Annotated in this window: 12 protein-coding genes and 1 riboswitch; of the genes, 3 read left to right on the plus strand and 9 right to left on the minus strand. The window is 46.3% G+C overall.

All coding sequences use genetic code 11. The features are described from left to right. The first annotated feature begins 49 nt into the window (after positions 1 to 49). On the plus strand, positions 50 to 997 hold the full coding sequence (locus R7P72_RS13125; RefSeq protein ID WP_005379650.1) for a LysR family transcriptional regulator: 948 nt from the start codon (positions 50 to 52) through the stop codon (positions 995 to 997). An 18-nt stretch (positions 998 to 1015) separates the two neighbouring features. Here the strand turns inward: R7P72_RS13125 and thiQ are convergent, their stop codons facing one another. The 5 genes from thiQ to mpl all read right to left on the minus strand — a co-directional run bounded on the left by thiQ (position 1016) and on the right by mpl (position 6589). Beyond that, positions 1016 to 1720 carry a thiamine ABC transporter ATP-binding protein gene (thiQ, locus tag R7P72_RS13130; protein ID WP_005379648.1) on the minus strand — a complete coding sequence of 235 codons (705 nt, stop codon included), beginning with the start codon at positions 1718 to 1720 and terminating at the stop codon, positions 1016 to 1018. Next, entirely contained in the window at positions 1720 to 3306 is a 1587-nt protein-coding gene (gene thiP / locus R7P72_RS13135) for a thiamine/thiamine pyrophosphate ABC transporter permease ThiP (RefSeq protein ID WP_017820277.1), read from the minus strand. The genes thiQ and thiP overlap by 1 nt, the downstream gene beginning before the upstream one ends. A gap of 41 nt (positions 3307 to 3347) precedes the next feature. After that, the gene (thiB, locus tag R7P72_RS13140) at positions 3348 to 4340 is read right to left on the minus strand and encodes a thiamine ABC transporter substrate binding subunit (RefSeq protein WP_005379642.1); all 993 of its coding nucleotides are present in this window, start codon (positions 4338 to 4340) and stop codon (positions 3348 to 3350) included. A gap of 72 nt (positions 4341 to 4412) precedes the next feature. Then, positions 4413 to 4549: riboswitch (TPP riboswitch) on the minus strand. A 37-nt stretch (positions 4550 to 4586) separates the two neighbouring features. Further along, on the minus strand, positions 4587 to 5225 hold the full coding sequence (locus R7P72_RS13145; protein WP_213907297.1) for a flavin prenyltransferase UbiX: 639 nt from the start codon (positions 5223 to 5225) through the stop codon (positions 4587 to 4589). A 5-nt stretch (positions 5226 to 5230) separates the two neighbouring features. After that, a complete protein-coding gene (gene mpl / locus R7P72_RS13150; RefSeq protein ID WP_053303335.1) occupies positions 5231 to 6589 on the minus strand; it encodes a UDP-N-acetylmuramate:L-alanyl-gamma-D-glutamyl-meso-diaminopimelate ligase in 1359 nt (452 codons plus the stop codon). Between the two features lie 312 nt (positions 6590 to 6901). Between mpl and fbp the strand changes: the two genes are divergently transcribed. Together fbp and ppa are read left to right on the plus strand one after the other, a co-directional pair. Then, the gene (gene fbp, locus R7P72_RS13155; RefSeq protein WP_005383114.1) at positions 6902 to 7918 is read left to right on the plus strand and encodes a class 1 fructose-bisphosphatase; all 1017 of its coding nucleotides are present in this window, start codon (positions 6902 to 6904) and stop codon (positions 7916 to 7918) included. 127 nt (positions 7919 to 8045) lie between these two features. Beyond that, the gene (ppa, locus tag R7P72_RS13160; RefSeq protein ID WP_054574250.1) at positions 8046 to 8576 is read left to right on the plus strand and encodes an inorganic diphosphatase; all 531 of its coding nucleotides are present in this window, start codon (positions 8046 to 8048) and stop codon (positions 8574 to 8576) included. A 73-nt stretch (positions 8577 to 8649) separates the two neighbouring features. Here the strand turns inward: ppa and R7P72_RS13165 are convergent, their stop codons facing one another. The 4 genes from R7P72_RS13165 to R7P72_RS13180 are packed head-to-tail and all read right to left on the minus strand — an operon-like array spanning position 8650 to position 14927. Continuing rightward, positions 8650 to 9012, minus strand: a complete 363-nt coding sequence (locus tag R7P72_RS13165; protein ID WP_017633454.1) for a DUF2799 domain-containing protein — start codon at positions 9010 to 9012, stop codon at positions 8650 to 8652. Positions 9013 to 9061: 49 nt separating this feature from the next. Further along, entirely contained in the window at positions 9062 to 9409 is a 348-nt protein-coding gene (locus tag R7P72_RS13170) for a gamma-glutamylcyclotransferase (RefSeq protein ID WP_205461431.1), read from the minus strand. 44 nt (positions 9410 to 9453) lie between these two features. Next, positions 9454 to 13218 (minus strand): translocation/assembly module TamB domain-containing protein, encoded by a 3765-nt coding sequence (locus R7P72_RS13175; RefSeq protein ID WP_213907296.1) that lies wholly within the window; start codon positions 13216 to 13218, stop codon positions 9454 to 9456. After that, positions 13215 to 14927: an autotransporter assembly complex protein TamA gene (locus tag R7P72_RS13180; protein ID WP_005383121.1), complete on the minus strand. Its 1713-nt coding sequence runs from the start codon at positions 14925 to 14927 to the stop codon at positions 13215 to 13217. The genes R7P72_RS13175 and R7P72_RS13180 overlap by 4 nt, the downstream gene beginning before the upstream one ends. Positions 14928 to 15034 lie beyond the last annotated feature (107 nt).

The raw sequence follows: 15034 nt of genomic DNA on the forward strand, positions 1-15034 counted from the left end.
GTGCCAGACTATAATCAGATTAATATTGAAACAATATGGATAATTGAAAGTGATTGTTCGCAATTTAGAAACAATTGACTTTAGAACGCTTTCTATCTTTGTCACAAGCTGTCGACTACTGAGCTTAACCAAGTGCGCACTGGAGTTAAACCTACCAAAATCTACTGTTAGCAAAGCCATAACCAAACTCGAACAACACTTTGAAGCCAAACTGCTAGAGCGCACAACCCGAAAGTTAGTGATCACCGAAGCTGGCCAAATGGTTTTAGAGCGTGCTGCAAGCTTAGTTGAGGAATTCCACTCAATTGGCCATGACGTTCAGGAGATGGAACAACAGATCCAAGGCCGGCTGCGTATTTCCGCGCCACCAGCGTTGGATGCGTATATGGCGGAGCACATCTTTTTGCCATTTTTAAAACAATGGCCAAAAGTACAAATTGCGTTAGAAGCATCGAACGATTTTGTTGATCTGTTTTCACACGGCTTTGATATGGCAATTAGAGTCGGTCAGATAGTTGATGATCGATTAATCGCGAAAAAATTAGGCTATACCACTCGAGTCCTGGCTGCTAGCCCTGAGTATTTAGCTGAGTTCGGCGTACCTGAAACGCCAGAAGACCTGACAAAACATAACTGTTTGAGGTATCAATATGTTTCAGAAATAGGACCTTGGACGCTGATCTCACACGATAATACCGTCAATGTTTCAATAACCAGTAACTTCTCAAGTACAACTGTAGAAGCAATATTGAAAGGCGCACTTAAAGGACTAGGCATCGCGAACTTACCTGTGCAGAACATGACGCAAGAGCTAGAAAGTGGCACCTTAGTCAGAGTGTTACCGCAATGGCACACGGTACCAATGCCTATTTATTTAGTGTATCGTCCTGGAGCAAACCGCCCACGGCGTGTACAAGCAATGATTGACCATATCATGAGCTTAAGATCTCAATTTGAATTTGGCCCTCGGCATGGTTTGTGTTGCGGAGAAGCATAACCTAGCAACTATCAGGCACTAGCATGCTGCTCGGATAAATGCCGCAAGCTTCTCACTAGCATGCTGTTCACTCAATGCAGACATATCACCCGCGGCTTCCACTTTACCATCTGCCACAAACACAAAGTGGCTGGCAATCGCTTTGGCATCGCTTAAATGGTGCGTGACCATCAATACAGTTATTCCCCGCTCTGCTGCGAGTTTTTTTACCAAGCTCAGCATCTCTTCACGCAACACCGGATCAAGCGCCGAGAACGGCTCATCCAATAGCCACATGGGATGAGGCTGAACAAAACAACGCGCTAAGGCAACACGTTGACGCTGGCCACCAGAAAGATGCTCTGGCAAACGGTCGAGGTACTCTGCAACACCAACTTGCTGCGCGGCTTGTTCAATCTGACGATTTTGGTCCACCGTAAGCTTTAGCCCTGGGTGTAAGCCCAAACCGATGTTGTCACGCACCGATAAGTGAGCAAACAAATTGTGCTCTTGGAACAACATAGAGAACGGACGCAGATAAGGCTCTTTACGCACAATGGACTCACCATCAACACAAATATCACCACGGTCAGGATGGATGAATCCTGCCACCAACGCCAGCAAGGTTGACTTCCCTGCCCCACTTGGTCCCATCAGCGACACAATCTGTCCTTGCTCAATCGTTAAGTCAAAACGAAACAGTTCACGTTGGTAGGTGTACTGCACATCATCCAACACTAACATTACGCTCTCTCCTTCGTTTTCAATACTTTCTCAATCAAGGCAAAACAGCCCACACTCAACAACAATAGGGTCACCGATACCACCGCAGCTGCGTCCATCTGATAACTGCCAAGCAACTGGAACAAATACAGAGGTAAAGTGCGGAACTCTTGTCCACCAAACAGTGCTATGGCACTTAAATCCCCTATTGCAAACATAAAGCTGATCGCAAACGCATGTGCAAACGGCTTGCGTAGCGCCTGCCACTCCACCACTTTAAACCGTTGCCAGCCACGCATGCCTAAGCTGGCACATACATACTGATACTGTTGTTCAATGTGCAGCATTGGCTGCGCTAGCGTTTTGATCACGTAAGGCAAAGCCATCAAACCGTTCACCAAAATCACGACAAAAAATGCCAAGCTAAAAACATCGGTAAATGCGCGCAGTAGTAAGAATAAACCGGTGCTAATCACCAGACCTGGAGTCACCAAAATAACGGTGCCGATTAACTCAATCTGATCGGCTCGCGTGTTTTTGTACTGCAACCGCCAACGGCGACTGGTCAATAGTATGGACACCCCTGCAGCGACCGCAAGCGCGCTAGCGACACAGGCGACTTTGAGGGAGTTCAATAGCGCAGACCAAAAACGCTCATCGGTTAATACTGTCCAAACTTGTTGGTTGATGCCACTCAGTAACACCATCAATAACGGCGGTATTACCAGTAAAAAGGCACCTATGATCCAAAAGCTATCCCAAGCTTTTGACCACCCATGATCCTTCGTTAAATATTGCTGTACCGATGTGCTTCCAGCACTGATAGAAACAGGCCTTGTTAACTTCTGCACTCCAATAGCAAGCAGTCCACATAACAGCATCTGCCACAGCGCCAATAACGCCCCAGCTTGTAAATCAAAATCAAACTTAATCGCTTGGTAAATGGCCAATTCAATGGTGGTGGATTTTGGCCCGCCCCCCAACGCCATTACAGTGGCAAAACTGGTAAAGCACAACATAAACACCAACCCACAAACGTGGGGAAGCTGCTGCCTTAAACGCGGCCATTCTACCCAACGAAACTTATCCCAATGGCTCATCCCAAGATGCGCGCAAAGCTTATGCTGCTCGGCAGGAATAGACTCCAAGGCTTGCAGAAGCAATCGTGCCGCGTAAGGTAAATTAAAGAACACATGGGCGAGTAAAATGCCGTTCAAACCGTAAATAGAGAATGGCAGTTTAGTGTCGAAACTTTGCAACCACTGCGCCAACAAACCACTGTTGCCATAAATCGCTAACAGCCCAAAAACACCAACCAAAACCGGCAAAACCAGTGTCGATGCAAACAGCTTAAGCAGTAATGATTTACCAATAAATTGGCGACGCGAAAGTGCGTGCGCTACTGGAATGGCAAAGCCAACACTGAGCAATGTGGAAAGAAACGCTTGGTAGAAACTGAACTTGGTGACATGTTGATAGTACGGGTCGCCCCATACCACAGACACATCAAGTGAAGGGGCTTGAACAATCAAAGCACCTAGGGCAGAAATAACAAAGGTCGCGATGATCATCGCGACCCCTAAACCTATTTTTGGAACAGAATTCAAAGGTAAAACCTATCTCATTCAGATGAGGATGGAAACGTCAGCTAAAACGTCAATGCGCTTTGCCATTCGCGAATCCAAGACTTACGCATTTTTGCCACTTCATCAGCACTAAAGCTCAACGACTTGCTTGGAACACTCAAAGTTTCAAAACCTTTAGGTAACTCAACGTCAGTGACTGGGTACATCCAGTTACCCGTTGGCATCGCCGATTGGAACTCATCACTTAAAATGAAACTCATAAATTGATCAGCAAGTTCTGAATTTTTTGCCCCTTTCACTTTGGCGGCTACTTCAACTTGCATGTAGTGGCCTTCAGCAAAATTCGCCGTAGCAAACTTCGAATCGTTTTCCGCAATTAAGTGGTACGCAGGTGAAGTGGTGTAAGAAAGCACTAAATCGGACTCACCATTGAGGAACATAGAATACGCCTCAGACCAACCTTTCGTGACCGTTACGGTTTTGCTCGCTAGCTTCTGCCACGCTTGCGTCACATCGTCGCCATAAATAGATTTCATCCATAGCATTAAGCCTTGGCCCGGCGTTGAAGTCCGCGGATCTTGGTAAATCACTTTCAGATCGTCGCGCGTTTCCACCAGCTCTTTCATGCTTTTCGGCGGATTAGCCAGTTTCTCTTTGTTGTACACAAACGCGAAGTAGCCGTAATCGTACGGTACAAACGTCGTGTCACTCCAACCGTTTGGTAACACTGTGTTAGCCGTATCCACATTGTGCTCGGCAAGCAGATCGGTTTTCTTCGCTTCTGCCATCAGATTGTTATCCAAACCTAATACGATGTCCGCTTTGCTATTACCGCCTTCAAGACGAAGACGATTCAGAATCGACACACCATCGTCCAACGCTACGAAGTTAACGTCACAGCCACATTTTGCTTCAAAAGCTTGCTCGATTTTAGGACCCGGGCCCCAATCTGCGGCAAAAGAGTCGTAGGTATAGATGGTTAATGTGTTTTCAGCGGCAAACGCTGAAGTTGAAGTAATTGCAGCTAGGGCAATCAGATTTAGAGTGGGTTTCACTGCTCGCTCTCCATGAGTATTTCAGAGAAATAAGTTGAGCGGCACAGGGTTTGAGGCGGCTATTAAGGACTTCCAATATCCAGACTCAATTCCTACGCCAGCATTATCTGGTTCAGGTAATACGGGTCCCTAGTTAAACGCTTAGGTCTCAGCGCCCCAATGCATTGATTGACTCAATGCTAAATGGGTTTGCTCCCCGATGAGTTGGATGGATTGTAAAGGTATTTGAGTGGTTACACAATCAGCTCACGAACGCTGGTCATAACCCCAACGAGGCACCAAACCTTGCTCAATACCTAAGTGGTCGAGAATTCTCGCCACCATAAAGTCCACTAAGTCTTCAATGCTCTTTGGCTGATGGTAGAAACCCGGAGCCGCTGGCATGATGGTGACGCCCATTTGCGATAGCTTGTGCATGTTCTCAAGATGTAGCGTTGAGAATGGCGTTTCGCGAACCACGAGCAACAGCTGCCCGCGCTCTTTCATTACTACATCAGCGGCCCGTTCGATCAAGTTGTCCGACACACCGTGTGCTATGGCCGCAACGCTTCCCGCAGAGCATGGGCAAACTACCATTTGCTTTGGTGCAGCAGAACCAGACGCAACCGGCGAGAACCAGTCATCTTTACCGCAAACGGTGATGTTATTTCGATTGCAGTTCAGGTGCTCTACCAATGCTTGCTGCGCCGCTTCTGGGCCACTTGGCAGCTTAAGATTATGCTCGGTTGCCATCACAACACGAGCTGCCGAAGAAATCAGAACGTAGACATGATAATCCGCCGCAACCAAGCATTCTAAAAGACGAAGGCCGTAGGGAGCACCAGAAGCCCCCGTTAATGCCAACGTGATGGCTTTTTTATGAGAGGGTTGTGTTTTGTTTTGCATATCAATCAGGCTTTTTGTTTTAACTGCTCAAGAAGTTTTCCGTGAATACCACCAAAGCCACCGTTACTCATGACTAGAATTTGGTCACCTGGTCGCGCACGTTCGACGATCTTGGCTACAAAGTTATCTATATCCGCATCGACAAACGCTGGCTGTGTGCATTGGTCGGCAATGTCTTGCACAGACCACTCGATATTATCTGGCTGGAACAAGAAGACTTCATCTGCACTGTGTAGTGACTCTGCAAGTGTGTTTTTGTGTACACCACGCTTCATGGTGGCAGAACGCGGCTCTAACACAGCTAGGATGCGTTTTTCACCTACCTTGTTACGCAAACCACCGACAGTAAGTTCAATTGCCGTTGGGTGATGCGCAAAATCATCGTAAACCGTCACACCTTGTTCTTCACCTTTCAGCTCTAAACGGCGCTTGGTATTGATGAAACGCCCTAATGCCTGGCAAGCAAGATCCGGAGTGACTCCAACATGTCGTGCAGCAGCGATTGCCATCAGCGCATTATCCACATTGTGGTCACCCACCAAATTCCATTCGACGGTACCAACCTTCTCGCCTTTCAACGCAACGTCAAATTTTGAGCCATCAAGCACTAATTTGTGCGCTTGCCAGTCACCATTCTCACCAGAGAACTGTTTTTCTGTCCAGCAACCACGCTCTAATACATCCGCCAAAGCTTGGTCTTGCTTCGGAGCTAAGATTAAGCCATTGCCGGGAACCGTTCGCACTAAATGATGGAATTGGCGCTTGATCGCCTCTAGATCATCGAAGATATCAGCATGATCGAACTCAAGGTTATTCATGATTAAAGTGCGAGGATGGTAATGCACAAACTTAGAACGCTTATCGAAAAAAGCACTGTCATATTCGTCCGCTTCAACGACAAAAAACATGCTTTCACCCAAACGAGCAGACACTCCGAAGTTACCGAGTACCCCACCGACTAAGAAACCCGGTTGATAACCACAATCTTCAAGTATCCAGGCAAGCATGCTCGACGTGGTCGTTTTCCCATGTGTACCCGATACCGCCAATACCCACCGATCATGCAGCAAAAACTCGTTGAGCCACTGCGGACCAGAGGTGTAGCGCATGTTAGTGTTGAGCACATGCTCGACACAAGGGTTGCCACGGCTCATCGCATTACCAATCACCACAAGATCTGGTTGAGGGTCGAGTTGAGACGGGTCAAAGCCTTCAATAATTTCAATACCTTGAGACTCAAGCAGTGTGCTCATTGGCGGATAAACGTTGGCATCAGAACCAGTGACTTTATGTCCTAATTGGCGCGCTAGAATCGCTGCGCCGCCCATAAATGTGCCACAGATACCCAAGATATGAATGTGCATAAACTAAACCTTGTAATGCGTTTTTTAATGCTTTCATTATCGCGATTACCGCCTGAAAAGCGAGTGACTTTAGCCTTCTTCTTGCAGTCCCTTTCACAAATATGACAAGGTTGAACACAGACTGTACAACCTCTTGCTTACTGATGAATCCCTCAAACAAGTCTACAAATAAATTGAGATCTCAAACAGTTACTTCATTACCATTAAAAAGATCTGCGACTTAAACTTACATCCAGCGCAATCGTTTAACATCCATAAAGAGATGCTCACTTGCGCACTACCCCCAATGAAATGAAAATGTAAGGATTAACCATGTCAGGACTGCGCACCCTAGGCGAGTTCATTGTCGAAAAACAAGCGGATTTCCCCCACGCTAGCGGTGATCTATCATCCCTTTTAGCCTCCATTCGTTTAGCTGCAAAAATCGTTAACCGCGAAATCAACGCAGCGGGTCTCGGTGATATCACTGGTGCTGTAGGTACGGAAAATGTCCAAGGTGAAGATCAGCAAAAGCTCGATGTTTACGCGAACGATAAGTTCAAAGCCGCGCTCGAAGCTCGTGATCAAGTGTGTGGCGTTGCCAGTGAAGAAGAAGACGAAGCAGTTGCGTTCAATAAAGAACTCAACCAAAACGCCAAATATGTAGTACTGATGGACCCACTTGATGGCTCTTCTAACATCGATGTGAACGTCTCTGTTGGTACTATCTTCTCGATTTACCGTCGTGTTTCTCCAATCGGTACTCCACCAACTGAAGAAGACTTCCTACAACCTGGTCACAAACAAGTGGCTGCGGGCTACGTAATTTACGGCTCCTCCACCATGTTGGTATACACAACTGGTAACGGCGTAAACGGCTTTACTTACGACCCATCTATCGGCAGCTTCTGTCTTTCTCATGAAAACATGATGATTCCTGATGATGGTAAGATCTACTCCATCAACGAAGGTAATTACATTCGTTTCCCTCAAGGGGTGAAGAAGTACATCAAGTACTGCCAAGAAAACGTGCCAGAAGACGGTCGCCCATACACTTCTCGCTACATTGGCTCGCTGGTTGCTGATTTCCACCGCAACCTACTGAAAGGTGGTATCTACCTTTACCCAAGCACACAAAGCCACCCACAAGGCAAGCTACGCCTGCTTTACGAATGTAACCCTATGGCATTCCTCATTGAGCAAGCTGGGGGCATTGCATCGGACGGCGTGAATCGCATTATGGACATCAAGCCTACTGAGTTGCACCAGCGTGTACCTTTCTTTGTGGGTTCGAAGAACATGGTTCGCAAAGTTGAAGAGTTCCTTGAACTGCACCGCGACGAAGAATAATTTCAGACCTTTGTCCAACGCGGCAGGTGTTTACCTGCCGCGTTTTTGTCGCTAAAGTGAAACGCGAATTTATCATCAGATGAAGCCGCTTTTGTGTGACTCATCGTTAATGAAAAGGAATATTCTAATGAGCTTAAACCATGTACCAGCAGGCAAGTCGCTGCCTGAAGATATCTATGTCGTTATCGAAATTCCTGCAAATGCAGATCCAATCAAGTACGAAGTAGATAAAGACTCTGGTGCTGTATTTGTCGACCGTTTCATGTCTGCACCAATGTTCTACCCATGCAACTATGGCTACGTGAACAATACCCTGTCTCTTGATGGCGACCCAGTCGACGTATTGGTACCAACACCATACCCACTCATGCCAGGTTCAGTCATTCGCTGCCGTCCTGTTGGCGTTTTGAAGATGACAGATGAATCGGGTGAAGATGCAAAAGTGTTTGCGGTTCCCCACTCAAAAATCTCGAAAGAGTACGAGCACATCCAAGATGTGGGCGATATCCCAGAACTACTGAAAGCGCAGATCACGCAATTCTTTGAGCGTTACAAAGAGCTTGAAGCAGGCAAATGGGTGAAAGTGGATGGTTGGGCAGATGTTGCTGCCGCCAAAGCTGAAATCCTAGAATCTTACGAGCGAGCTCAGAAAAAATAAGTATCACTGCTGATACAAAATTAAAAAGAGCTGCTCTAGGGCAGCTCTTTTGCTTTCATCTTACCTGTGTCAACTAGATAGGTGCGCCTGCTGAAGACATTCGTCCAGCGTCGTAGTCATGTTGAAAGAAGGGGTCAACATCATCACAAATGCCAAAATACGGCCGCCCGATAACACCGAGCATATAAGCACTTTGCTCACAATACTCTTGTTTGCCTTGCTGGTAACCCGCTTGATAAGCCATTATCAGTTCTGGCGTCGCATGGTTAACATCATCCAGCTTCGCAATTCGCTCCTCAGATAACTCCCGTAATCCATCTAAAGCTGACTGCTTACCAAACACTTGCCAATCGGTCACATTATTCGAAGTCGGTAGTGTTGTTTGTGCGCATGCAGCAAGAAGCAACGCCATTACTCCAATTACGAATGCTTTCATCGTGACTCCTTAGTGTTTAGCTCGTTGCTATTGATAATGTCAGTATAGCTCACACCTTTTGACACCAATCTCCGGAAGCGATTTCTTCGGTTAATTGCTCAGTATCTTGATATAAGTAGATCCAAGCTTGGCCAAAAGGCGTAGCGATGCTCTCTCGGCGATATTCCACTGGCACATCTTCTAACCTATCTAGCTCAGATAAGGTTTCATCATCAATCAGATACACTTCACCTTGAATCGAGCGTTGCCCAACAGACAACGCTGGATAAGGGCCTAAGTCATACATTGCAAATTGAGCATCCGTTTCATGTAAACCAAGAAACTGCGCCGAGCGCAAATACTGATGGTTGTACTCTCCCTTGCGTAACGTGCCGTAGACAAAAATCAAATGCTGCATAACCACTCCTTAGTCATGACTGTGTATGCTTAGGTTAAAGCACTTTAATCGAACTCAAACTGATAGAGTAGGTCAACGGCGCTATCTACACCAGATACCGCTTCTAAATACAAGTCTTGCATCAATCGGTAACGCACAGTGAACTCACCTAGGGAGTTAAAGATGCCGACACCATATTTCACCTGCAAACCAGGCAGAATATAACCACTCACCGTCACTTGCGAATCATCGCCCGACCCAGCAGTGTCCAGCTGTAAATCCTGTACGCCAAAGGCTTCACCGATTTCACCAACCACACGCCCACTCTTCGCCAAGCTTAAACCAATTAAGGTAGTAGTCATTGCATTACCACCGGCTTCACCATCAATATCTTGACCACGAAGTAGATAAGAAAGTGCATTGGCTTGGTTCATCGCGGGCTCTGAGAAAATTTCTATACTCGGATCAGATGCTGGGCCCGACACTTGTACCCCTGCAATGACATCATCTTGGGTATTGTCTGGATTACGAATCGCTTTGATAGACAAGTAAGGTTGATCTGGTGGACCATTCATCAGAATCTTACCTTCTTTAATCAATAAGTCCTGACCAAACGAACGATAAGAACCATCGACAACATTCACTTCACCAACGATGAACGGACCTTTGTCTTTTTGTGTCACGTTTAGGCTCCCTTTCAACCCACCTTTTAAGCCAAAAGCGGCAAGTTGGAAGTCATCACCAATTTTAATGTTGATGTTCGTTTCCACATCAAACGGCATCGCAGCCACATCGTCCACTGGCTGCAAGTTTTTATCGAGAATAACGGTATCACTCGATACGCCTACTGCACTTGGTGGAAGCTCTTCGACGACAATTCTTCCCCATGGCAAATTAATATCACCCTCAATTTTCGCAAGCTGAGGGGTCACATCTATTGTCATGTCAGGCTCAACTTTGATTTTTACCATTGGAGGCACATCAACATTGAGCTCTTTAGCAAATACACGCGCTTTAGTGCGCCAGTTCTGTAAGTCCTGCCAGTCGGCATCACCGGTAACGTTCAACTCACCATCCGGGGTTAAAATTCCGGCATCCAAGTCCGCTTGATGGCCTTTAAAGTTGATGACGACCTGCCCTGAGTTTATATCTATCGGTGTGACTTCACCCTGTAGCTTCATTTGGTCAATCAAGAACTGACCGTTCACCTTCGGATGCATAACTTCACCTGATATCGCTAGGTCAGTATTCATGTTTGCTTTAAACAAGCTGTACTCACCAATCAACGGTGCCAAGAAGTCCAAGTGGAACGTAGAGAGTGAAACCTTACCATCAATAGTGGGCTTTTCAGACGAGACATTCAGTAAAGAAACCTTACCAGACAAGTCACCGTTATCTTTCACATCAAATAGCCACTCGGCATCAAGCTTGTCTTTCGCTAATGCTGCTTTAAAGTTGAAGCTTTCCCAACCGACTTTAATTGGCTGTTCAAGCGCTTGTTCAACTTGGCCTTTTGGCATATTGACACTTAAGGTTACTTCAGGCTTTTTCTCTGGTGCCCATTTAGCAAAAGCCTGTGCATTAACCGAGCCTTGCAGCTTGGTTTCTGGCGGCAGGAATTGTTTGATTTGGTCAAAATCAAAATCATTGATGGCTAACTTCGCCTGGCCACTCTTACCGACACTAATGTCTTCGGTTAGACATACGCTCGACTCCGCTTGCAACCAACAATGCGCTTGAACGTTCGCGATCTGTTTGTCGATATTGACCTTCACCGCGGTCGATTTTTGCAACGCCCACGGGCCTTGTTGCGAGCTCAGCGTCAAGCGGCGCAGCGCCCCATCCCAAATCATTTCTGGTTTCTGCTGGAATGTCCCTTCAATTTCTAAACTGGTCGACACTAGGTCAGACACTACATCGAGCGTCAGTTGATGCAGTTTTTCATCCCCAGAGACTTCAAGGTCAGCACTATCAACTTTTATGTCGTCATAGGTAATGTTGTTCGCAATTAGGCTTATGTTCGCTTTTGGTGCTGGCAGAGGCTTCACATCACCCTTTAAGGTGATCGTTTCTACGTTCGCCTGTTGCTGCCAGTTTATCTGATTTAAAGCGAGATCAAGATTGATGTCTGGTTCTTTCAAGCTACCACGTAGTGCGACTTTACCTTGCATTTTACCTGCAAGGTCCGGAACACTTTTTGCAAAATCAGGGAAGTTAACCTCAACATCCATCAGAATTTGCTTATCGATCTTACCCTTTGCACTCAGTTGGTTCGGGCCATGAGAAAGCGCTAAACCCTGAGTGGTAAGTTGGATGTCTTCGCCTTTGCCGTTCTTATCAGACGCTTCAAGTTGCCCTTCAACATTCAGCGGATACCCTCGCAAAATGCCGTCAATGTCTAACTTAGGCAAACTGACTTGCCAACCACCTTGTTCTGTTAACGACCCCGAAGTCGAAAGATTACCGCTGATATCCCCTTCGGCTTCTTTCCACTGCAATCCTGGTTGAATGTTCTTCAGGTTTAAGTCAGCTTGCCAGTTGATTGGCGCGGCCCAATTGGCCATGACTTTCCCAGAGAGTTCGCCCCCTAAGGTTTTCACTACAAGGCTTTCGAGGTCAATTTGCTCTAACGTACCTTTGCCGTTTAGTGCGACATCAACGGCGGGAATATCTTTGCCCGAAGCTTTGGTTTCTAATGCGACTTCGTAGCCATCAAGTGAGCCTTTTGCCACCAAGCTTGGTACAGAAACCTGGTAATCGCTTTGTCCAAATAGCGGCCATTGCGCCTGTACATTTTTAATCGCGACATCAAACGGTAACTGCGTTTTAAGCGGTTGAATATCACCTTTGATCTCCGCTTGTACAAGCTCAGAAAGCGTAGCATTTAGTGACAAATCACCAACCGAACCCGAGACCGAAAGCGACAGTTTTTGTCCCTTCGCATCCGCTTGCTTCACTAACGCGTCCAGTTGCGCTTTGATAGGGTAATCAGAAGAAAGCGTCACTTGTGTGCTCAACTTGCCTTCCACTTCTGGCATGTCGAGCTCTAACGTTTTGACATCAACACGCTCACCGCCTGCTCTTGCAACCAAACCAAGATGATTGACGATCACTGGCGTTTCACCTGCCAGTTTGAAATTGTGAATATCAAGACGACGCGCTTCCACCGTCAGTGGAATCCATACTTCGGGTAACACAATATCTTGCGGCGTAGCATCGGCCTCTTTCGGCTCTTCAACAACCGCTTCTGGGGCCGCTTCACTTGGTGCGAGCGCAACATTAATGTCTTTCAACGCGGTAGGTGCGATCACCAAACGATCACCTTGCATCGACAAAGCGGTCGAGAACGTTTGCCAATCAATTTGATTGCCCAGCACATTGACGTTGATGTCATTAAAGCTGACTTTATTAACAAAAATTGGCACTGGCGTACTGATAGAACGCAGTGGTGGTGTTTCCTCTTGCTCCTCGCTTGCTGGCGGTAGCTCTGGCATCTTAAAGTCAAGCCCCTGCAGTCTTAACTCATCGACACAGACCTTAGGGTCAAAGAAACAGCGGAAGTTCACTGCCAAAGCTAAACGCTCGACTTTGGCGTCGATATTCAAAGACTCATCGACAAAACTGACGTTATGCAGTTCGAAGCGAGGAAACAATGAACCCTGCACTTTTTCAATCTGCAATTGTGGTAATGCTTTTTCAGCTCCCCACAAGGCAAATTTGAGGCCTGGGTGGGTAAACAAAACTGTCGCGACAATAATGATGAGCAACAGCAATAGACCAATCAAACTGAGCGACAGCCATTTGGTCCACTTAAACATCATTTTGATCATAGCTCAGGCCCCAATGAGAAGTGGATACGAAACTCTCGTTCTGGTTTTGCATCCAACCCCCATGCAAAATCAAAACTAACAGGGCCCACCGGAGACGCCCAGCGGATACCAACACCAGCACCTGATTTCCAATCTGGTGTTTCATTAAACGCATCACCAATATCGTAAAACGTTGCAGCCCACCAGTTTCCATAAACACGATATTGGTATTCTAATGTACTGCTAACAATGTATTTACCACCCGTCAAAGCACCACTCTCATCCACAGGTGAAATAGATTCATAGCCGTAACCACGAATATTATTGTCACCACCTGCGAAGAAACGCAGCGACGGTGATAGCTTTTCAAGTTCATCGGTAATATTCGCACCACCTTCTAAGCGGAACAAACCACGATGATTCTCTCCAATACCACGAATCCAAGAAGTCGAGCCAATTAAGCGGAGCACTCTAGTTTCAGAAAGCATAGCGGTATCACCATACTCAATAGTGATGCTTTGCTTGTCTCCCCACATTGGCATATTGCCCCCTCGAACCCTAGTCCGAGAAAATGTCGCACCTGGAAGTACGAAGTTGAATTCATCATCTTGTAAACCTTGCGTAAAGCTTTCGTACAAATGACGAACATAAACGGTATTATGCCAACCACCGTCTGCTAACCAATGACGTTCCACTGCAAGGTTAGACTCGATACTCTGCGTGTCACGGTTGTCTAGGTTTTTAAGCCCATATTGAACTTGATAATAATCGTTAGCGACATCTTCTAAAGGAATTTTGTAAGAAGCAGTCACGGTTTGCTCTGGCTTAGATAGGGATAAAGCAGTGTTGAAACTGTGTCCTCGGGAGCTCACCCAAGGTTTCTTCCACTTCAACGTTCCTCGAACGCCGACATCCGTTGAGTAACCAATACCCGTCTCGATCTGATTCTTCGAAGCAGGAGATAAAGACACTTTAATTGGCAAGTCTCGGCCATCATCAAGCCTATCCAATTCAGGCTCAACAAAAACTGAGGAAAACCACTCCGTATTTGATAGCTTCTGGTTAAACTCGCCCAGCTTCGAAACGTTGTATGGGTCCCCTTCTTTAAAAGGTTGTAGTGATGCGACACGGTCTTCCCAGATGTGGTTGCCAATAAAAGAAACGTCGCCAAAATTGAAACGTATTCCACTGCTGTAGTGCAAACGGACATTAGCTTCGTTCAGATCAGGGATAACCTCTAATCGACTTAGCGTAAACTCACCATTGAAGTAACCACGCTGAAGCGCCAAGTTACGAATGCCTGACTTAAGGCTGTCGTATTGGCCTTGATTCAAAACTTGGCCAACTTTGAGCGGAGAGCGCTCAATAAGTTTTGCAAACTCTTCATCGTCCTTGGCCTCTCCAGTGATGACCACATCCATGACTTTCACTTTCACTGGCAAGCCCGGCTTGATGAGCACAATTAACTCATCATTCGCTTCAGGAATAGAGTATGAAATTTTTGCATGATAATACCCAAGCGCGTTAAGCGCTTCAGTGATACTTTGATCTAATCTCGCTTGAAAACGCAGAGAAGTGGAGTAATCCTTCTCTGGAATAGATGATAGATACGCACTGACATTCTCTTCTAAAGCGCCATCAATGCCTTTCAAAGTCAAAGAAACATCGGCATAGGCACCATGAGAAAAGGCAAACAGGCCAACAATGGTGGGGAGAGCTTTTTTTATCATGCTTTTATGGCTGAATGAGGTTAAGTAAACGTAAATAATGATAACGCCAATTAGATTCTAAGTCTGTAATATTAATAGGTTTAACGCGGTCTATGTCATCACAGCAT

Source organism: Vibrio sp. Vb0888, from assembly GCF_033338835.1.
Classification (GTDB): domain Bacteria; phylum Pseudomonadota; class Gammaproteobacteria; order Enterobacterales; family Vibrionaceae; genus Vibrio; species Vibrio alginolyticus.